The 20,619-nt window shown below is 63.2% G+C and carries 13 protein-coding genes and 2 pseudogenes; 13 read left to right on the top strand and 2 right to left on the bottom strand.

What is annotated here, in order from left to right:
• Window positions 1-258 precede the first annotated feature (258 nt).
• Complete coding sequence (locus ACVWWD_RS15500) at window positions 259-849, bottom strand: TetR/AcrR family transcriptional regulator (RefSeq protein ID WP_352546582.1); 591 nt, start codon at window positions 847-849, stop codon at window positions 259-261.
• Between the two features lie 491 nt (window positions 850-1,340).
• On the opposite strand from ACVWWD_RS15500, the gene ACVWWD_RS15495 reads away from it, so the two are divergent.
• The 9 genes and pseudogenes from ACVWWD_RS15495 to ACVWWD_RS15455 all read left to right on the top strand — a co-directional run bounded on the left by ACVWWD_RS15495 (window position 1,341) and on the right by ACVWWD_RS15455 (window position 14,742).
• The gene (locus tag ACVWWD_RS15495; protein ID WP_023771033.1) at window positions 1,341-4,517 is read left to right on the top strand and encodes an efflux RND transporter permease subunit; all 3,177 of its coding nucleotides are present in this window, start codon (window positions 1,341-1,343) and stop codon (window positions 4,515-4,517) included.
• A gap of 15 nt (window positions 4,518-4,532) precedes the next feature.
• On the top strand, window positions 4,533-5,684 hold the full coding sequence (locus tag ACVWWD_RS15490) for an efflux RND transporter periplasmic adaptor subunit (RefSeq protein ID WP_023794610.1): 1,152 nt from the start codon (window positions 4,533-4,535) through the stop codon (window positions 5,682-5,684).
• A 188-nt stretch (window positions 5,685-5,872) separates the two neighbouring features.
• Complete coding sequence (locus tag ACVWWD_RS15485) at window positions 5,873-6,565, top strand: GntR family transcriptional regulator (protein WP_023782217.1); 693 nt, start codon at window positions 5,873-5,875, stop codon at window positions 6,563-6,565.
• Between the two features lie 34 nt (window positions 6,566-6,599).
• Window positions 6,600-7,706 (top strand): mandelate racemase/muconate lactonizing enzyme family protein, encoded by a 1,107-nt coding sequence (locus ACVWWD_RS15480; protein WP_023782218.1) that lies wholly within the window; start codon window positions 6,600-6,602, stop codon window positions 7,704-7,706.
• A 1-nt stretch (window position 7,707) separates the two neighbouring features.
• A complete protein-coding gene (locus tag ACVWWD_RS15475) occupies window positions 7,708-8,892 on the top strand; it encodes a mandelate racemase/muconate lactonizing enzyme family protein (protein ID WP_352546528.1) in 1,185 nt (394 codons plus the stop codon).
• Window positions 8,893-9,157: 265 nt separating this feature from the next.
• The gene (locus tag ACVWWD_RS15470) at window positions 9,158-10,822 is read left to right on the top strand and encodes an ABC transporter substrate-binding protein (protein WP_023771038.1); all 1,665 of its coding nucleotides are present in this window, start codon (window positions 9,158-9,160) and stop codon (window positions 10,820-10,822) included.
• A gap of 36 nt (window positions 10,823-10,858) precedes the next feature.
• On the top strand, window positions 10,859-11,812 hold the full coding sequence (locus tag ACVWWD_RS15465; RefSeq protein ID WP_352546583.1) for an ABC transporter permease: 954 nt from the start codon (window positions 10,859-10,861) through the stop codon (window positions 11,810-11,812).
• On the top strand, window positions 11,809-12,687 hold the full coding sequence (locus ACVWWD_RS15460; protein WP_023782220.1) for an ABC transporter permease: 879 nt from the start codon (window positions 11,809-11,811) through the stop codon (window positions 12,685-12,687). The genes ACVWWD_RS15465 and ACVWWD_RS15460 overlap by 4 nt, the downstream gene beginning before the upstream one ends.
• Window positions 12,680-14,742: pseudogene (locus ACVWWD_RS15455) on the top strand (dipeptide ABC transporter ATP-binding protein). Before ACVWWD_RS15460 ends, ACVWWD_RS15455 begins: the two are co-directional and overlap by 8 nt.
• A gap of 13 nt (window positions 14,743-14,755) precedes the next feature.
• Here ACVWWD_RS15455 and ACVWWD_RS15450 read toward each other — a convergent pair.
• Window positions 14,756-15,658 (bottom strand): LysR family transcriptional regulator, encoded by a 903-nt coding sequence (locus tag ACVWWD_RS15450; protein ID WP_023771042.1) that lies wholly within the window; start codon window positions 15,656-15,658, stop codon window positions 14,756-14,758.
• 116 nt (window positions 15,659-15,774) lie between these two features.
• Between ACVWWD_RS15450 and ACVWWD_RS15445 the strand changes: the two are divergent.
• The 4 genes and pseudogenes from ACVWWD_RS15445 (at window position 15,775) to ACVWWD_RS15430 (ending at window position 20,601) form a co-directional block, all read left to right on the top strand.
• Window positions 15,775-17,428, top strand: a pseudogene (locus tag ACVWWD_RS15445) (ABC transporter substrate-binding protein).
• A gap of 88 nt (window positions 17,429-17,516) precedes the next feature.
• Window positions 17,517-18,314, top strand: a complete 798-nt coding sequence (locus ACVWWD_RS15440; RefSeq protein WP_352546530.1) for a DUF427 domain-containing protein — start codon at window positions 17,517-17,519, stop codon at window positions 18,312-18,314.
• Window positions 18,315-18,388: 74 nt separating this feature from the next.
• Window positions 18,389-19,153, top strand: a complete 765-nt coding sequence (locus ACVWWD_RS15435) for an SDR family oxidoreductase (RefSeq protein WP_352546531.1) — start codon at window positions 18,389-18,391, stop codon at window positions 19,151-19,153.
• A 473-nt stretch (window positions 19,154-19,626) separates the two neighbouring features.
• On the top strand, window positions 19,627-20,601 hold the full coding sequence (locus tag ACVWWD_RS15430; protein ID WP_457103173.1) for an ABC transporter substrate-binding protein: 975 nt from the start codon (window positions 19,627-19,629) through the stop codon (window positions 20,599-20,601).
• Window positions 20,602-20,619 lie beyond the last annotated feature (18 nt).

Below are 20,619 nucleotides of genomic sequence, written 5' to 3'. Positions count from 1 at the left end.
TTGTTGCCGAATCATTGGGCAACTCGTAGGTTCTGGTTGTCGGCCATCTACTCCTCCCAGATGCGATGCCGACGCTGAATGGGGTGCACCTCCTCCCGCGCCACATTCGAAATCGAGCCCGCTGCCACCTCCTCCCGGCAGCGGGCTTTTTTCGTCGGTCAATGGGAGATACGTGCGGTCTGGTGAGATACCGTGCAGCCTGCAGGGCAGCCAAGCATCGTCGGTCACGCGACCGCAAATCACCAGCCACGGCAATACTTAACCGGCGGCAGTGCCCCGGAAGGAAACGATCAGTCCTTCAGCCATCCGCACGAACTGCGTGCTCGGCCCCTCGGCACCGACGGTCTGCACGCTGACCCGCGCGCCTTCAAACAGCAACGACAGCGTATCGGCGAGAAGCTCGGCCTGGCCGATGCCGGCATCCCGGCAGAGCCCGACCAGGCGTTCGCGCTGGGCTTCCTTGAGTTCCTTGATGACGCGCCTTGCCGGATGATCGGGTTCGGTCAGCTCGGCGGCGGCGTTGGCCATGTCGCAGCCACGGCCGTCGGTGTTGAGCATGGCGGCGGCCTTGCGAACCCAGGCATGAAGTTGAGCGAGTTTGTCGCCCGGATGCTCGGCCTCGAACGTTTCCCACATCGCGCCGGCTTTCAGTGCGTTGGCGCGCAGGCATTCGACGATCAGTTCGTCCTTGGATTTGAAGTGACGATAGAGCGTCATCTTGTTCGTGCCGGCAGCCTCGGTGATGGCGTCGACGCCGACGCCCTTGATGCCGTGCTTGTGGAACATGTCACGCGCCGTCTCCAGAATCCGATCCCGAGGACGAGAGCGCTCCACGACGCCATCTGTCATCATGATCTCCTTTCGTTTCCAAAAAACCCTCGGCCACCTCTTGACTAGGGTGTTACCGGTCTGTAACTTCCAGAATGTTACTTACTGGTAACACCTATGGCGTCCGTCGTCAATAACAAGGTCGTGAACTGGTCCTACCAGATCAGATGGACAAAAAGATTGCCAATCATGCGGCCTCGGCCGGTGAAGAGATGAAAAAACGGTTCGCGAGCATGGGCTGCGAATCGACAGACAAGGAGCCGGCCAATGCCACAGCGCCGCGATCTTACCATAGATGAGGCCGTCCGGGATCCGATGATCCGGCTGGTCATGAAAGCAGATGGGGTCGACCCCCGCGCGTTCGAGAACATGTTGCGCTCGCTTGCCGATGGGCAGCGTCGCGAGGTGCCGTTGCTGCGTTCACGGGAAGGGTCCCGGGACGGGCGCGGCCAGTTATCCAGGGTCGCCAGCGCCTTCGGGCGGGCAAGAGCGGCCGGAGAGGCGTGCGTGTCGTGGTAAACTTTTTCATCCATCGTCCGATCTTCGCCTCGGCGATCGCCATCATCATGGTGCTCGCCGGCACGATTTGTTATTTCCTGCTGCCCGTCTCGCAGTTCCCCGACATCACACCGCCGCAAGTCGTGGTCAGCGCCCACTATCCGGGCGCCAGCGCGCAAGTGGTGGCAGACACGGTGACGACGCCGCTGGAGCAGCAGATCAACGGCGTGCAAGGCATGACCTACATGTCCTCGACGAGCTCCAATGACGGCTCGTCGACCATCACCATCACCTTCGATGTCGGCTATTCCCTGAGCACGGCCGCCGTCGACGTCCAGAACCGCGTCTCGCAGGCGGCCTCGTCGCTGCCGGCGATCGTCAACCAGGGCGGCGTGACGATCAAGAAGCAGAACCCGAACTTCGTGCTCATCGTCAACCTGACCTCGCCCGACCATTCGGTCGATCCGGTGGCGCTCTCCAACCTTGCCTATCTGCAGGTGGTGGACCCGCTGAAGCGGCTGCCTGGTGTCGGCGACGTGCAGATTTTCGGCGAACGGCGCTATTCGATGCGCGTCTGGCTCGATCCGGACAAGCTCGCCAATCTCGGCATCACCGCCGTCGATGTGCAAAATGCCATCGCCGAACAGAACGTCCAGGTGGCGGCCGGCAAGATCGGCCAGTCGCCGGCGCCCGCCGGCACCGCATTCGAGATGCAGGTCAACGCCGTCGGCCGGTTGAGCGACCCGAAGGAATTCGGCGACATCGTCGTGCGTGCCAACACTGATACCGGTTCGCTGGTGCGGCTGCGCGACGTCGCCCGTATCGAGCTTGGCGCGCTGCAATATTCGTCCTCGGCCTTTTTCGGCAAGGACCCGACCGTGGTGCTCGCCGTCTATCAGATGCCCGGCTCCAACGCGCTCGATCTGCAGCAGCGCGTCAAGGACAAGATGCAGGAACTTTCGGCCCGTTTTCCCAAGGGCGTCGACTATGCGATGCACTACGATACGACGCGCTTCGTCTCGGCCTCGATGCATGACGTGCTGATCACGCTCGGCGAAGCCCTGGTGCTCGTCGTCGCCGTGGTGTTCATCTTCCTGCAGAGCTGGCGAACGACCATCATTCCGACCATTGCCATTCCGGTGTCGCTGGTGGCGACGCTTGTCATCATGGAGATGATGGGTTTCTCGCTCAACATGCTCTCGCTGCTCGGCATGGTGCTGGCGATCGGCCTTGTCGTCGACGATGCCATCGTCGTGGTCGAGAATGTCGAACGACAGCTCGAGGCCGGACTGAAACCACTGGCGGCGACAAAGGCCGCCATGGCCGAGGTCACCGGCCCGATCATTGCGACCACCGCCGTGCTGATGGCGGTGTTCGTGCCGGTTGCCTTCATTCCCGGTGTTTCCGGCAAGCTATACAACCAGTTCGCGCTGACGGTGGCGATCTCTGTCGGCATCTCCGCCTTCAACTCGCTGACGCTTAGCCCGGCGCTCAGTGCAGCCTTCCTGCGCCATCGCGGCGAAACGCAATTCTTCCTGTTCCGCTGGTTCAATACGGGCTTCGACAGACTGTCGCATGCGTATGCCCATGGCGTGCGCATCCTTATCCGGCTGCGCTGGATCATGCTTGGCCTGTTCGCGGCCGGCCTGGTCGCCACCTACTTCGTCTGGCAAAAGCTGCCCTCGACCTTCCTTCCGGTTGAGGACCAGGGTTATTTCTTCGTCGTCATCCAGCTGCCCGACGGCGCTTCGCTGGAGCGTACCGATGCGGTTGCCCAGAAGGCGCGCGACATCCTGCAGGCGACGCCAGGCGTCGACATCGTCGGCTCGATCAGCGGCCTGAACTTCCTCACCAGCGCGGCGCAGTCGAACTCGGCGGTCGAGTTCGCCATCCTCAAGCCGTGGGAGGAGCGTGGCCCCGACCAGAGCGCCTCGAAGCTCGTCGGCGACGTGCGTGGCAAGCTGATGCAGATTCCGGAAGCTTTCGCGCTCTCCTTCGATCCGCCCTCGATCCCCGGCATCGGCACGACGGGCGGCTTCGAATTCGTCGTCGAGGACCTCACCGGCCGCGGCAGCACGGCCCTCAACGACGCCACGCAAGCGGTGATCGCCGAGGCCCGCAAGCAGCCTGAAATCAATCCGCAGCAACTGTTTTCGCCGTTCTCGACCTCGACGCCACAGTTCAACTACGATCTCGACCGCGCCAAGGCGAAGCTGCTCGGTCTCAACCTGCCCGACGTCTTCAACACGCTGCAGATCTATCTCGGCTCGCTCTACGTGAACGACTTCAACCTGTTTGGCCGCACCTTCCGGGTGACCATCCAGGCCGACAAGGATTCACGTGCCGGTGCAGCCGACATTTCACGGCTCTATGTGCGCAATGCTTCCGGCGGCATGGTGCCGCTCAGCACGCTGGGAAAGCTGGTGCCGTTCGTCGGCCCGGAAACCGTGCCGCATTACAACAACAACGCCTCGGCCACCATCAATGGCGGCGCCGCTCCCGGCTTCTCGTCGGGCCAGGCGGTCGCCGCCATGGAACGGGCCGCGGCAACCGCGCTGCCAAGGGATTTCGGTTTCGAATGGACCGGAATCACTTTCCAGGAGCTCAAGGCGGGGTCGATCGCGTCGGTGGTCTTTGCCCTCGCCATCGTCTTCGTCTTCCTGATCCTGGCGGCGCAGTACGAGAGCTGGGCAATGCCGTTCATGGTGCTGCTGGCGGTGCCGCTCGCCCTGTTCGGCGCGTTCGCCGCACTTTGGGTGCGCGGCATGCAGATCGACGTCTATTCGCAGATCGGCTTCGTCATGCTGATCGGCCTTGCGGCCAAGAATGCGATCCTGATCGTCGAGTTCGCAAGACGGCGGCGCGAGGAAGGCCTCAGCATCGTCGAGGCTTCAATGGAGGCCGCCCGGCTGAGACTGCGGCCGATCCTGATGACCGCGTTTGCCTTCATCCTAGGCGTGGTGCCGCTGATGATCGCCACCGGTGCGGGTGCCGCCAGCCGCCAGTCAATCGGCACCACCGTGTTCGGCGGCATGGTCGCCGCGACCATCCTGTCGCTGGTGTTCGTGCCGGTCTTCTACGCGGTCATCGAACAGCTGCGCGAACGGCGCGGCGGCGACGAGCCCGCTTCTCAACACACTGAACCAACGGCCAAACCCGCCTTCCCCCCCTTGGCGGAAGCGGCCGAATAATATTGGAGAATCATTATGCGTAAATGGAAAATCGCGTTGGGAACGGCTGTCGCGCTGGGTGCGATCTCGGTGGCGAGTGTCCACCTGCTGGACATGGGCAATCTCAGCCTGAATGCCGGCACGGCCGGAGCCGCGCCGGCTCCAGCAGCGTTCGTCATGCCGGTGCCGGTAGCGAACGTGGTCAAGAAGACGATCCCGATCTATCTTGACTATGCCGCGCGGACCGAGCCGATCCGCAGCATCACGCTGCAGGCACGCGTGCCCGGCTATTTGCAGGAACAGACGGCGCAAGACGGCGCCGACGTGCGGCAGGGCGACCTGCTCTACAGGATCTCGCCCGATGACTTCCAGGCCTCGCTCGACCAGGCGAAGGCACAGGTTGAGCGTGACACGGCGACCCTCGATTATGCACGTTCCAATCTCGGCCGCGGTACCGAGCTGGCCAAGAGCGGCTACCTGGACAAGGACAGCTTCGACCAGCGCACCAGCACCTTGCGCGAGGCGCAGGCGTCGCTGGCGCTGAACCAGGCGGCTGTGCGCACGGCCGAGCTCAATTTGAGCTACGCTGAAATCCACGCACCGTTCGCTGGACGTCTGGGCCGCAACCAGGCTTCCGTGGGAACGCTGGTCAGCGTTGCCGGCACCGTTCTCAACACGCTGGTGCAGCTCGATCCGATCTACGTCACCTTCAATCCGAGCGAGACGGATCTGGCGCAGATCGAGGAAGCGCGTGCCGCCGGCCCGATCGAGGTCGAGGTCCTGCTTCCCGGTGAGACGGAGGCCCACCAGAAGGGCGAGCTCACCTTTATCGACAACACGATCGATCACTCGACCGGCACGATCACCGCACGCGCCACCATCGGCAACGCCAAGTTCACACTCTTGCCTGGCCAGTATGTTCGCGTGCGGCTGCACGTCAAGCAACAGCCCGATGCGCTGATGGTGCCGCAGGTCGCATTGGGATCAAGCCAGCTCGGCAAGTATCTCTATGTCGTCGGCAAGGGCAATACGGTCGACCAGCGGCTGGTTTCGCTGGGGCCGACCAGCGGCGACATGATCGCCATCCTCAGCGGCGTCGCTGAAGGCGACCAGGTGATCACAGGCAATCTGCAGAAGATCGGCCCCGGAATGCCGATTTCGCCCCTGCCACAGAAACCGGCTACCTGAATCCCCCGCAGGCCCGGTTTCCGCGCGGCGCCCCCGACCTTTTCTCCGGTCGCGGGCGCCGTTTTCACGAGCAGACCGACCAGAGCGGCGACGTCGGCGCTGGGAAGTGGAAAACCCTGGTTGTTGGCTCTTGTCAGATTGTCGACAATCTGATTGTCTCTCCTTCTGTTCTCGCGGGAGTGGGCCGGATGGTGACGACGGAATTCAGTCCGATTGCCGACACGACACGCCGTGCCGAGATCGTGGCACTGCTCAGACGCGCGATCCTGACCGGTCAGCTCGAGCCGGGCCAGAAGCTCAACGAGCTCAGGATTTCCGAACAGATGCGGGTCAGCCGCGCGCCGTTGCGCGAAGCGATGCGCGAGCTGGTCCAGGAAGGCATCCTGACCAGCATTCCCTATGCCGGCACCTTCGTCATCAATGTCACCGCCAAGGACATCCACGACGCCTATTCACTCAACAAGGTGCTCGACGAATTCGCCATCGAGCGGACGTGGGAACTGCGCGACCAGCGCTTTTTCGATGAGCTCGACGGGCGCCACGAGGCGGTGAAGCAGGCGACGCGGGACCGCGACACCACAAGGCAGATCGAGACCGCGCTGCAACTTCATGGCCTGATCCATGAATGGGCCGACAATTCAGTGCTCTTGGAAACCTGGCAAAGGCTGACCAGCCGTTTGCAGATGTACTTCGCCCTGCACCAGCAGGCGCGCAAGGAAGCCGTGCCCGCCGAAGACGTTCATGAAACCTATGTGGCGCTGCTCAAGGGCGACGACATGCGTGCCGCCCAGCGCCACGCACGAGAGCATATCGACCACGATTTCGAAGAGCTTCTTGCCTATGCGCGCGGCCTCGAAAAGCGTTCGTCGAAAGGCGCCTGACCCTCCCCCTCATCGCGGATAATGGATACCCCACGTGCAGATCGAAACCATCAAAGCCTATCACGTCGTGCAGCCTTTCGTGGACGGCCCCTATCGTATGTCCAAGGGGCGTATGGCCGACTGCTTCGACGCTGTGATCGTCTCCATCACCTCCGACAGCGGCATCACCGGCTGGGGTGAGATGGCGCCGCTCGGCAATTTCTACTCGGCCGCCTTCCCGGCCGGCACCCGGGCCGGCGTGCCGGAGATCGCACCGCATCTTATCGGCCGGGACCCGCGCGGGCTGGCCAGCATCGGCCGACTGATGGACACGGTATTCAAGGACCATCCCTATATCAAATCGGCGCTCGACATGGCCTGCTGGGATCTGGCGGCGCGTGCCGCCGGCGTGCCGCTGGTGACGCTGCTCGGCGGCAGGGAAAGCGACACGGCCGAACTCTACAAAGTCGTCACCCATGGCACGGTCGATCAAATGGCCGCACTTGCCAAGCGCATCGTCGAGGACGGTTTCCGCCGGCTTCAGGTCAAGGTCGGCGGCAATGTCCATGACGACGTCGAGCGCGTCACGGCGGTCGCCGCCTCGGTGCCGAAAGGCACTGTCATTTTCTGCGACGCCAATGCCGGGTGGACGCCATACCAGGCGCGGCAGTTCGCCGATGCGACGCGGGCGATCGACTATACGTTCGAGCAGCCCTGCACGACGATCGACGAAAACATGTCGGTGCGGCGCATGCTCGACAAGCCGATGGTGCTCGACGAATCCGTCACCTCGCTGGAGGCTATGCTGGAAATCCATCGCCTCGGCGCGGCGGACGGGCTGACATTGAAGATCTCGCGGCTCGGCGGCGTCACCAAAACCCGGCTGATCCGTGACGTCGCCGTCGATCTCGGCTTCATGATCACGGTCGAGGACACCGGCGGCGCCGAGATCGACACATCCGCCATGGCGCATCTGTCGCTTTCGACGCCGGAGGAGCGCCGGCTGCACGCGATCGCCTTCCATGAATGGGTGACGGTGCGCACCGCGTCGAACGCACCGCTGGTCACCGGCAGCCGCATGGGTATTCCCGCCGGTCCAGGCCTTGGCATCGACGTCGTTCCCGACCTGCTCGGCAAACCCTTCTTCGAAGTTGGACGCTGAGATGAAGATCCGCGGCATCAAGGCCACGCCGATCAATCTTCGCCTCGAAGCGCCCTATGCCTGGGTGTTCGGCGAACTCGACGGTTTTTCCCCTGTTATCGTCGAAGTCGAGACCGAGGAAGGCCTTGTCGGGCTGGGCGAAGCGCCAACGCCGGCAGCGGCCGCCATCATCAATGATGTTCTTGCCCAGCGGCTGGTCGGCCGCGATGCCTTCGACATTGCCGGCGCCGAACATGTCTGCCTGCCGTTTTGGACCGGCGTGCAGTCGATCAACGACCGCACCCGCATCATGGCCTTCGGCGCCATCGAGATGGCGCTTTGGGACCTGCGCGGCAAGGCCTGGAACCAGCCGCTCTATCAGTTGCTCGGCGGGGCCGTGCGCAAGGACATCCCGTTCACCGACTATTTCTCGCTGCGCGGCGATGGGGATGGTGTCAAGGGCGAGACGACGCCGGAAGAAGTCGCCGACTATTGCGTGGAACTGCACGAGACACATGGCACGACCTTCTTCGAAGGTAAGTTCTCGACCGACGACCCAAAAATCTCGCTGAGAATGGTCGAATTGATCCGCGAACAACTCGGCGACGATGCGATGATACGCATCGATTCCAACCAGGCCTATTCGCTCAGCACGGCGCGGCGGCTGGCGCGGCCGCTGGAAGAGCTCGGCGTGCGCAACTGGGAGGATCCGGTGGCCACGATCGAGGAGATGCGGCAGTTGCGAAAGCATTGCTCGATCCCTTTCTCGACCCACAATATCGACATCGCGCGCGCCATGGACCTCAAGGTGCCGGATGCATTCGTCGGCAATCCCACCGCGCATGGCGGCATCGGCCGGATGCTGCGCTTTGTCGGCGCCTGCGAGCACGCGGGCATCGATTTCTGGTGCTACAGCGGCGACAGCGGCATCGGCAGCGCGGCCTACCTGCATCTGTGCGCGGCCCTGGGCTGGATCCGGGAGCCGAACCAGTCGCTGTTTCGTATGCAACCCATGGACATCACCGAGGAGGGGCCGTTTTGCCCCAGGAACAATACGGTGCGTGTCCCGGAAGGTCCCGGTCTTGGTGTCACCTTGTCGCGGAAAAATCTCGCGGCCTGCCATCGCGACTTTGCCGAGAACGGCCCTTGCAACAAATATCACGACCCGGCCAAGCCCGGGACATATCGCCGTTTGCCGCTGAACTAGGAGAACGACACGGGAAAGGAAACATATTTCAAGAACAAGAGTCCGCCGCGGCGATCGATGGCGACGGCAGGACCGGACGGGTGGAAGCATTGCTCAAGAAAATCTGACCCCCGCGCCGCAGGGATCGGATGGACCAGGGAAAACCGCATGCTACAGTCCCGGTCGACTGACATCGTTGATAGCCGGGGACAGGAGAATTCCACGGACTTCGTCAACTGAGAGACGCGTTAATCAAACCATAAGAAACAGGGGAAGGGTTAAACCCATGATCAAGAACTACCGCATTCTCGACCTGATCCGGCGCAATCGCTCGCCGCTTGAAAATCACCTGATCGACGGTCTCGTCGACGGCCGTGTCAGCCGACGCGATTTTATCCGCCATGGCAGCCTGCTTGGCCTGTCGCTGCCGCTGCTTGGAGGCATCACCACGGCTGCCGGCCTTGGCGGCATGCCGTCTCTGGCCCGCGCCCAGGGCGCGCCCGGCGCCACCATCCGTGTCGCCAGCAGCGTGCCGGCGGCAGCCATCGATCCCGTCACGATCGCCGACGCCGGCGGCCTGCTGATCATGCAGCAGGTTGCGGAATTCCTCTGCGTCGACGGCCCCGACCTGGTGCTGCAGCCTGCATTGGCCGAGAGCTGGAAGCCGAACGACAACGGCTCGGTTTGGACCTTCAAATTGCGCAAGGGCGTGAAATTCCACAGCGGCGGCGAGATGAAGGCCGAGGACGTGGTGGCGAGCATCGACCGCCTGGCCGATCCGGCAAACTCGTCCAACGCGCTGTCAGTGTTCACCGGTATCCTGTCGAAAGGAGCCAGCAAGAAGGTCGACGACTACACGGTGGAATTCCACCTCGACGCGCCGAACGGCAATTTTCCCTACATGGTCTCGTCGGACAATTACAACGCCGTCATCATCCCGGCGGACTACAAGGGCGACTACGAGAAGAGCTTCGATGGCACCGGCCCGTTCAAGGTGGAGAAATACACAGCGAAGGTCGGCGCTTCCTTCGTCCGCAACGAGAACTACTGGGGAGCGAAGGCGCTGCCTGACCGTACCGAGTTCACCTTCTTTACCGACGTGCAGCCGATGATCCTGGCGCTGCAGGGTGGGCAGGTCGACGTCATCAACCAGATGCCGGTGCTGGCCGGCGTGGCCCTGCTCAACGATCCGGGCTTCGAAATCATCAGCCTGAAGTCGTCGGCTCACCAGCAACTGCATCTGCGCTGCGACGACGGTCCGCTGAAGGATGCACGTGTGCGCCGCGCCATCGCGCTCTGCCTCGATCGCGACAAGCTCGCCGCCGGTCTGATGAAGGGACGCTCGTCGCTGGGCAATGACAGCCCATTCGCCGCGGTCTACCCCTCGACCGATACGAGCATACCGCAGCGCAAGCAGGACATCGCGCAGGCCAAGCAGCTCATGGAAGCAGCTGGTGCCGGCAAGGGCTTCAAGATCACGCTGACCACCGAGCGCTATCTCGAAATCCCCGAATATGCCCAGCTCATCCAGAACTGGGTCAAGGAGATCGGCATCGAGCTCGAACTCAACATCCTCGACCAGAGCGCCTATTATGGCGACGCGGTGTTCGGCAAATCGAACTGGCTGGATTCGGTGATGGGCATCACCGACTACGGCCATCGCGGCGTGCCGAATGTCTATCTTGCCGCTCCCCTGAAGAGCGACGGCACCTGGAATGCCGCGCACTTCAAGAACAAGGATTACGATGCGTTGGCGACCAGCTATATCGCGGCGCTCGACCTCGAGGCACAGAAGGCCGACGCCGGGAAGATCCAGAAGCTTCTGCTCGAGGAAACGCCTGTCATCTTCGGCTATTTCTACGACTACCTGACGGCGACGGCGAAAGGCGTGGCCGGCGTGCAACCGACAGCCATGTCGCAGCTGTTCCTCGAAAAGGCATCGAAGGCGTAAGCGAAAAGGGGGCTGGCTTTGCAAGGAGTCTTAGCCATTCTCTCCTTCTTTGCGCGGCGTGTGTCCCTGTCGCTGGTGACGCTGTTCCTGCTCAGCATCATGGTGTTCCTGGGTGGCCAGGTCCTGCCTGGCAATGTCGGGCGCGCGATCCTCGGCCCGTTCGCCGACCAACGCGCGGTCGACGCGCTCAATCACACGCTCGGCGTCGATCGCCCGCTGCTCATCCAGTACTGGAGCTGGATCTCGAACTTCGTCCAGGGCGACATGGGCACCTCCTACATATTCCGCTCGCCGGTAGCGCCCTTCGTCATCGGCGCGCTTGGCAATTCGATGAAACTAGCGGCGGTCGCCTTCGTGCTGGTGGTGCCGATCGGCATCCTCGGCGGCGTCATTGCCGCACTCAACCTCAACCGCCCGCTTGATCGTATCATCAGCCTCGGCGGCCTGTCGGTGACCGTGCTGCCGGAATTCGTCACCGGCATCATCCTGATCCTGATCTTCGGCGTGTGGCTGCGCTGGCTGCCGATCTCTGCCGCATGGCCCAGGGATGCCGGCGTCTTCACCCAACTCTATTACCTGATCCTGCCATCGCTGCCACTATTCCTGGTGCTGTTCGGCTATATCGCGCGCATGGCGCGTTCCGGCATGATCGAGGCGCTCGATTCCGACTATACGCGAACGGCGGTGCTCAAGGGCCTGCCGTGGCGCACGGTGATCTGGCGCCACGTGCTGCGCAATGCGCTGCTGCCGACCATCACGGTGGTTGCCACCCAGACCGGCTATCTCATCGGAGGCCTGGTCGTGATCGAGACGCTGTTCCGCTACCAGGGCATCGGCTCGCTGATCTTCACCGCCGCGCGCGGCAAGGATTTTCCGATGCTGGAATCCGGCATCCTCACCATCGGCATCGTCTATGCGGTGGCCACATTGATCGCCGACTTCCTCTACTCCGTGCTCAATCCGCGCATCCGCCTGGGGTCAGACCAATGAGCGCCGTCCAGACCCCCTCCCCCGCACAGGACGACATGCGGCGCCGCGGCCCGCTGGCCGAAGTCTTCTTCTCCCTGCTGCGCTCGCGAACGTTCCTGGTCGGCATCGCCATCGTGCTGTTCTGGGTTGCCTGCGCGCTGTTTGGCGAACATTTTGTCCCCTACGATCCGCTCGCCGACGACATCATCAACGCCCTGGCGCCGCCTTCGCGCGAACACTGGTTCGGCACCGACCAGATCGGCCGCGACGTGTTCTCGCGCGTCATCGCCGGCTCGCGCGATATCCTGACGGTCGCGCCGCTGGCGACCTTGCTGGCGACGGTCGCCGGCACCGCGCTCGGCCTGCTCACCGGCTACTTCCGCGGCATCGTCGACGACGTCGTCAGCCGCATCCTTGAAGCCTTCATGGCGGTCCCCGTGGTGATCGTGGCGCTGCTTGCGATCGTCGCGCTGGGCACGTCCAAGACCACCGTCATCATCGTCATCGGCCTGAGCTTCGCGCCGATCATCGCGCGCACCGTGCGTTCGGCGGTGCTGGCCGAGCGCGAGCTCGACTATGTCGCCGCCGCACAGCTCAGGCATGAGAGCGCTCTGCATACGATGTTCATCGAGATCCTGCCCAACGTCATCCCGCCGATCCTGGTCGAGACCACGGTGCGGTTGGGCTACGCCATCTTCGCGGTCGCTACCCTCTCCTTCATGGGCTTTGGCATTCAGCCGCCGTCACCCGACTGGGGGCTCTCCATCTCCAGTAATTACGGCATGATCGGCGGCGGCTTCTGGTGGACGGTGCTGTTCGACGCGCTCGCCATCGCCTCGCTGGTGATCGGCGTCAACCTGGCCGCCGACGGCGTGCATGGGGCCTTCAATGACTGAACCCGCCAATACATCGACCGGGAAGGCAAAGGACGCGCTCGCTATCAAGGACCTGTCGGTCGCCTACCGGGTCGCCGGCCGCAATCGCGCGGTGCTGCGCGATCTCAGCCTCACCATCGGCCAGGGCGAGGCCTATGGGCTGGTCGGCGAATCCGGCTGCGGCAAGTCGACGGTAGCCCTCACCGTGGTGCGCTATCTCCCGCGCAACGGCTCGATATCGGGTGGCGCCATCTCACTCGACGGCCAGGACGTGATGAAGCTCGACGCGGAGGCGCTTCGGCGCGCGCGTGCCGAAAGCGTCTCCATGGTTTATCAGGATCCGGGAAAGGCGCTAAACCCGTCGATCCGCATCGGCCGGCAATTGACCGAGATTTTCGAGCTTGGCGGCATCACGGGCCAAGCGGCCACCGATCGGGCCATTGCCATGCTGAACCGCGTGCGCATCTCCGATCCGCCAAGCGTCATGCAGCGCTATCCGCACCAGCTGTCGGGCGGCATGCAGCAGCGTGTGGCGATCGCCATGGCGCTGGCCAACGATCCCTCGATGCTGATCCTCGACGAGCCGACCACCGGGCTCGATGCGACGGTCGAGGCCGAGGTGCTCGACCTCATCGCGCAGCTCAGGCAGGAGCTGTCGGCCTCGATCCTGTTCATCAGCCACAACCTCGCCGTCGTCTCCAACATGTGCGACCGGGTCGGCGTGCTCTATGCCGGCATGCTGGTGGAGGAAGGACCGACCGATGTCGTCTTCAACGATCCGCGCCACCCCTACACGGTGGCGCTGCTGCGCTGCCTGCCGCGCGGCGGCCAGCGCAAGGACCAGGGCCGGCTCGACACCATCCCCGGCTTCCTGCCCGGCATCGGCGCCGACATCAAGGGCTGCGCCTTCGCCGACCGCTGCGCGCTGGCCATCGACCGCTGCCGCACCGAATTGCCGCCGCTCTATGATCTGACCGACGAGCGCGGGAGGCGGCTGTCGCGCTGCCACTACCGCGACCAGGCGCAGGCCCTGCCACGCGCCACGCCCGCCAACGTGGTGCCCGCACCGAAACCCACAACGGCGCCGGTGCTGCGCGTCGCCGGGCTGAACAAGACCTACGCCAGCCACGGCCATGCACTGCGCGCCGTCAAGGACGTTTCGCTCGATCTCAGGCCCGGTGAGACGCTCGGGCTGGTCGGCGAATCCGGCTCGGGCAAGACCACCTTCGCCAGGCTGCTGCTCGGGCTGGTGCCTCCCGATGAGGGCGGCACCATCGAGCTCGAGGGCAAGGCGCTGGCGCCGAAGCTGGAGAACCGCGGCGACGACTAGGTCAAGGCGATGCAGATCGTCTTCCAGAACCCGGACTCCGCCCTCAACCGCTCGCATTCGATCCGCCATCTGATCGGCCGTGCGCTGAAGCGGCTGGCGGGCTTGAGGGGTGCCGCACTGGAGGCACGCCTCAACGATCTCCTCCGCTCGGTGCGGCTCACCGACCGGCATCTGGCGGCCAAGCCGCGCCAGCTTTCGGGCGGGCTGAAGCAGCGCGTCGCCATTGCGCGTGCCTTCGCCGGCGATCCGCGCATCGTCGTCTGCGACGAGCCGACCTCGGCGCTCGACGTTTCCGTCCAGGCGGCGATCCTCAACCTGCTCGCCGACCTGCAGGCAAAGGAGGACGTCAGCTACATCTTTATTTCGCATGACCTTGGCGTGGTGCGTTATCTATCCGACAAGATCGCCGTGCTCTATCTCGGCCGCATCCTGGAGATCGGGCCATCGGAAGACGTTTTTCCGGACCGCATCACCCCTACACCGAGGCGCTGCTATCGGCCGTACCCAAGCTCGATCAGGCCGAGACAGCGCGCATCCGGCTCGATGGCGAAATCCCCAGCGCCAGCAACCCGCCATCTGGCTGCGTCTTCCACACGCGCTGCCCACGCAAGATCGGGCCGATCTGCGAACAACAGGAGCCGCCGCTCGCCGAGGCCCAGCCGGGGCATTCGATCCGTTGCCACGTTCCCTATGCCGAGTTGAGGCGGCTGCAGAAACCGGCGGCGGTCGCGGCCCTGCCGGCGTAGCGGCCCGTATCCATTAGGCCTGGCCGCTCATGCTGAAGGAGCGGTCGCCCTCGGCAAAGCCCTGCTCACCGGTCCAGTCCCTTGCCAGCGTCCGCAATCCGGTCAATGCGACGTCGAGCACATCCGACGATGCGGGATTGCTGGGATAGGCGAGATAGATCGGCCGCTGAAACACAGGCGCATCCTCGATGCGTTTCATCTCACCGTTCTCGATGTAGCCGCTGACGGCACTGAGCGGCAGATAGGCCGCGGCTTTTTGCGACAGCACGTGCTGCAGGCCGATGAAGACCAGCCCGGCCGAGATTGCCGGCTGCACCATCCCGGCGAAGGCACGATCGTGCTCGATGCGGAATTCGAGCCCCCAATCCATCAGGATATAGTTCTGCGTCCACGGTCCTGCCTGCGCGGAATGCTGGACGAGCACGACCTGATCGACGGCCAGCGTCTCGTAGACGATGCCGGGATGCGGTCGCGGCAGATAGAGAATGCAGATGTCGAGCAGCCCTTGGGCCAATTGGTCGATCGCCAGGTCGGGAAAGCTTCCTTCGAGCCGCAGCGCCACGTTCGGCCGCTGGGCTCGCATCCATGCGATCCATGGCGAGGTGACGCGATCCCAGAGATAGGCGGGCGCGGTGAAGCGCAACAGCGACTCGTAGCCGTCGGGAACGGCGATGTCCTGCCGCGATTGCTCCCAAGTGCGGGTGATTGAGGAGGCGTGCGGGAGGAACTGCCGGCCAGCCGGCGTCAGCGTGACGCCGTCGCGGTCACGGACAAAGAGCCGGCGCCCCAACTGCTCCTCCAGCCCCCTTATCCGGGCGCTGACGGTTGACTGCGCGAGATTGAGCCGGCTGGCCGCGACGGTGAAACTGCCATGCTCGGCGACCTCCAGGAAGCTGCGCAGGTTTTCGGTATCCATGCCATCTCTCCAGCATCGAAAATTTCGATGGGGCCCATCAAAAAATATCGCTTTCCGGTCGCGGTCAACAATGACCTAAATGGCCACTCTCCCGAGGGCAAGCGAGGAATGCAGCCATGCCAAGGCATTTCATGACGATCGACGCCGCCCGCAAAAGCCTCACGGAAATCGAAAATTCCGCTGTCGACGAGTTCATGGCAGGCAGGCTCGACCGGCGTGATTTTCTCCGCCACGGCAGCATGCTTGGCCTATCGCTGCCGTTGCTTGGCGGCATTTTGGGAGCGGCCGGTTTCGGCACGCGGAAGGCCCGCGCCGAGGGCAAGCCGGGCGGCACGGTGCGCGCCGGCGTGGCCACGCCCGGCGGTGCCATCGATCCTGTTACCTTCTATGACAGCGGCAGCTATCAGCTGGTTTTCCAGACCGCCGAATTCCTTGCATCACCCAGCCGGATCTGACCTTGAAGCCGGTTCTGGCGGAAAGCTGGTCGCCCAATGCCGACGGCAGCGTCTGGACCTTCAAGCTGCGCAAGGGCGTGAAATTCCACAATGGTGAGGAGTTCAAAGCCGACGACGTCGTCGCAACGTTCGATCGGCTGGCCGATCCGAACGGCGCCTCCAACGCGCTGTCGGTGTTCAAGGGCCTGTTGTCGAAGGGTGGAACCCGGAAGGTCGACGATCACACCGTCGCCTTCCATCTCGATGCGCCGAACGGCAGCTTTCCCTATTCGGTGTCGATCGACAATTACAACGCCGTCATCCTGCCGGCGAGCTACAAAGGCGATTATGAAAAGGCCTTTGAGGGCACCGGGCCGTTCCGGATGGAGACCTACACGCGAAGGTCGGCGCGACCTTCGTGCGCAATCCCGACTATTGGGGCGAGAAGGCGTTGCCCGACCGGCTCGAATTCAAGTTCTACAACGACGTGCAGCCGCGCATCCTGGCGCTGCAGGCCGACGAGGTCGACATTCTTGACGCGGTTCCGCTCGACGTCAGCCAGGTGGTGCTGAACAGCCCCGACATCACGGTGCTGCGCGTCGCCTCGACCGCGCATCGCCAGTTGCACATGCGCTGCGACATGGCGCCCTTCACCGACAAGCGCGTGCGCCAGGCGCTGGCGCTCAGCATCGATCGGTCCAAGCTGGTCGACGGACTGTGCCGCGGCATGGCGGCGACCGGCAATGACAGCCCGTTCGCGCCGGCCTTCCCGGCCACCGACAAATCGGTGCCGCAACGCACGCAGGATATCGCCAAGGCCAAGCAACTCATGGAGGCGGCGGGGCTTGCCGGTGGTTTCGACATCACACTGACAACGTTGCGCTACTCCGATATCCCCGGCTACGCGCAGTTGTTCCAGAACTTCGCCAAGGAGATCGGCGCCCGCATCTCGCTCAACATCGAAGATCAGGACAAATATTACGGCAAGGCTGTATTCGGCCAATCAGACTGGCTGGACAGCCCGCTCGGCATCACCGACTACGCTCATCGCAGCGTGCCGAATGTGTTCCTCAAGAGCCCGCTGGTCAGCGACGGTCCGTGGAACGCGGCGCATTTCAAGAACCCTGCCTATGACGACACGGTCACCAGCTATCTCAAGGCGCTGGATATCGGCGCGCAGCGCGCGGCAGCCTCCGACATCCAGAAACTGCTGCTCGACGAGACACCCGTCATCTTCAGCTACTTCCCCGATCTCCTGGTGCCGGTGCGCAAGAATGTCAGCGGCTTGCCGCCGATCGCCGCCGGGCTGCTGCTCGATCGGGTGTCGCTGGGATAGAGGCTGCCGCGCCAACGTTCGGCCACGACAGAAACGGGAGACTACCATTCGCAAGCCTCATCTGCGCGGTCGCGGACCGCATTTCCCCGTGCTCGACACTATCGAGCAGTACGAGTTCGAGCCGGGCTATGTCGCCTTCACAATGCCGTCGCTGAAGCGGCTGCGGGTCCAGGTCGGTTCGATGACCGTTGCCGACACCACCAGGGCATTGGTTTTGTACGAATCCGACCATCTGCCGGTCTACTATTTCCCGATCGAGGACGTGCGCGAGGAATTCCTGCTGCCCTCAAAGACGACGACGGAAGATCCGTACAAGGGCGTCGCCACGCACTACTCGCTCAATACAGGCATCACCTTGGTCGAAGATGGTGCATGGCGCTATCTCGATCCCGTCAAGGGTTGTCCGCCGATCTCGGGCTACATGTCGTTCGTGTGGGGCAAGATGGGCCACTGGTTCGAGGAAGACGAGGAGATCTTCGTGCATGCCCGCGACCCGTTCCGCCGCGTCGACTGCCTGCCGTCGTCGCGGCGCGTCCAGGTCATCCTCGATGGCGAGCAAGTCGCCGATTCACGGCGCGGCGTGTTCCTGTTCGAAACCGGCCACCCGGTGCGCCACTATCTGCCGATCTCCGACACGCGGCTCGATATGTTCGCGCCCAGCCGTTACATATCACGCTGCCCCTATAAGGGCATTTCCAACTATTATCACGTGACCACGCCCAAGAAACGGCACGAGAACATGGTCTGGTATTATCCGGAGCCGGTGCACGAGGCAGAACGCATCAAGGGACTGGTCTGCTTCCACCACGAACTGGTCGACAAGATCCTGGTCGATGGCGTCGAAATCTCGAAGGAAGCCACGGCCGCGTCCGACGGATATTTCTAGGCACGCCGCAGCCCGCTGAGGCTTGATCGAGATATAGGTCAGCGCATACCTTCCTTGAGCAGGGAGGGCTATCGATGGATCTTTTCAAACTGGACGGCGACGTTGCGCTGGTCACCGGCGCTGGCAGCGGCATTGGCCAGGCAATCGCGATCGGACTCGCCGAGGCAGGCGCCGATGTCGCTTGTTTTGGCCATGCGTCGAAGGGTGGGCTGGACGAAACCGCTCACCGGATCACGGCACTCGGCCGCAGGGCGCTGGTGCTGACGGGCACGGTGACGTCGGAGCGCGACCTGGCCACGGCCATGGATCGCGTCGAAGCCGAACTCGGCCCGTTGACGGTCGCCGTCAACAATGCCGGCATTGCCGGTTCCGAACCAGCGGAGACACTGGCGCTGGATAAATGGCGAAAGGTGCACGAGGTCAATGTCGCCGGCGTGTTCCTGTCCTGCCAGGCAGAAGCGCGCAAGATGCTGGCGCGAGGCAAGGGCTCGATCATCAACATCGCCTCGATGTCGGGCACCATCGTCAATCGCGGATTGACGCAGGCGCATTACAATTCCTCGAAGGCCGCCGTCATCCACATGTCGAAGAGCCTCGCCATGGAGTGGGCCGATCGTGGGCTGCGTGTCAACGTCGTCAGCCCAGGCTATACGCTGACGCCGATGAACAAAAGGCCGGAGGTGGCCGAAGAGGTGAAGATCTTCAAACGCGATACGCCGATGGGACGCATGGCGACGCCGGAGGAAATGGTCGGGCCGACGGTTTTCCTGGCCAGCCGCGCGTCGAGCTTCGTCACCGGGCTCGACCTGATCGTCGATGGCGGCTACGTCTGCTGGTAAACACGGCGTGGACCCGTGTCCCGCCGGCTGCGCATGCAGTCCGGAATTCTGCTTCTTCGCGGCGTTAATCGTTGCGCTGCATGAACGTTGGTATATATATTTTCATCCTATGAAACCGCGCTGGCGAGATGGGACTTGCCAGGCGATAGCCGAGAGCAAATCCGCCGGAAATGCTCGGGATCATGGACCTTGATGGCTCGCACCCTGCAGGGCGCCGCAGGACTGGCAGTTGATCGGCGGATGATCGCTATTGATCCGCGGATGATCGCTCTCGCGGCGATCGATCGGCCATGATACTGGCTGTCTCGGCAGCGTCCGTCATCACCGAAATCGAGCATCATCGCGCCTGTGCCGGCTTTGGCTCCGGCATGGCGAGAACGGTCTTGCGCAACAGCCTGCCTTTCCAACACAATCAAGAAAAGACGCAACAAGGGAACGACCAATAACCGTCACAGCTTGAAGGAGAACCAAGCATGCCATTTCGCAGTGTGATATCGAAATTCTCAATGGGAGCTTTTGCACTTGCCGCGGCAAGTGTCCTGACGCCGACAGCGCAGGCAGCGGCGCCGGAATCGAACGACCCGATCAAGATCGCGCTGTTCGACTGGACCAGCGTCAATCTCAACGCCAAGATCCTCGGCGGCATCCTGGAAAAGCTCGGCTATGCCGTCGAATACCCGACCGCCGATTATCTCTCCAGCCTGACAACCGGCCTCACCAATGGCGATATCGATGTCGGCCTGGAATTCTGGGATACGACGGCTGGCGAAGCGATGAAGGCCTCGGACGCCACCGGCCAGACCGAAAGGCTCGGCAAGCTCGGCCCGAAGGCCAAGGAAGAGTGGTGGTTTCCCGAATACATGAAGGAGAAATGTCCCTCCTTGCCGGACTGGCACGCTCTGCTCGACGCCACCTGCGCGGCATCGTTCTCGACCGCCGAGACGGTGCCAAAGGGGCGCTATCTCGGCGGCCCGGTGACCTGGGAAGGCTTTGACGACGAGCGTGTCGCGGCGCTGAAGCTGCCCTTCACCGTGATCCATGCCGGCACTGATGCCGCGATGTTCGCCGAGTTGGACTCCGCCTATCAGCGCAAGGCGCCGATCATGCTGTGGATCTATTCGCCGCATTGGGCGCCTGCAAAATACAAGGGCGAATGGGTGCAGTTTCCCGAATACACGCCCGAATGCTACAGCGACCCGAAATGGGGTGTGAACCCGGACGCCAAATACGACTGCGGCAAGCCGCATGGCGAGATCTGGAAGTACTCCTGGAACGGCATGAAAGACAAATGGCCGGTCGCCTACAAAGTGGCCAAGGCCTACACGATCGACACCGACGAGTTGAACAAGATGAGCGGCGAGATCGATCTTGACGGCAAGACGCCGGAAGACGTCGCCGCCGCCTGGGTCGCGGCTCACGAGGCGGACTGGAAAGCCTGGGCGCAGTGACCTCCGACTGGAAAGGGA

The organism is Mesorhizobium sp. URHB0026, from assembly GCF_054059755.1.
This window is presented reverse-complemented; position numbering and strand designations above follow the sequence as displayed.

What these genes read in the sequence shown, in the direction of transcription:
- ACVWWD_RS15500 (WP_352546582.1), bottom strand. Translation starts at nt 849, where the DNA reads ATGACAGATGGCGTCGTGGAGCGCTCTCGTCCTCGGGATCGGATTCTG.
- ACVWWD_RS15490 (WP_023794610.1), top strand. Translation starts at nt 4,533, where the DNA reads ATGCGTAAATGGAAAATCGCGTTGGGAACGGCTGTCGCGCTGGGTGCG.
- ACVWWD_RS15485 (WP_023782217.1), top strand. Translation starts at nt 5,873, where the DNA reads ATGGTGACGACGGAATTCAGTCCGATTGCCGACACGACACGCCGTGCC.
- ACVWWD_RS15475 (WP_352546528.1), top strand. Translation starts at nt 7,708, where the DNA reads ATGAAGATCCGCGGCATCAAGGCCACGCCGATCAATCTTCGCCTCGAA.
- ACVWWD_RS15470 (WP_023771038.1), top strand. Translation starts at nt 9,158, where the DNA reads ATGATCAAGAACTACCGCATTCTCGACCTGATCCGGCGCAATCGCTCG.
- ACVWWD_RS15460 (WP_023782220.1), top strand. Translation starts at nt 11,809, where the DNA reads ATGAGCGCCGTCCAGACCCCCTCCCCCGCACAGGACGACATGCGGCGC.
- ACVWWD_RS15450 (WP_023771042.1), bottom strand. Translation starts at nt 15,658, where the DNA reads ATGGATACCGAAAACCTGCGCAGCTTCCTGGAGGTCGCCGAGCATGGC.
- ACVWWD_RS15435 (WP_352546531.1), top strand. Translation starts at nt 18,389, where the DNA reads ATGGATCTTTTCAAACTGGACGGCGACGTTGCGCTGGTCACCGGCGCT.
- ACVWWD_RS15430 (WP_457103173.1), top strand. Translation starts at nt 19,627, where the DNA reads ATGCCATTTCGCAGTGTGATATCGAAATTCTCAATGGGAGCTTTTGCA.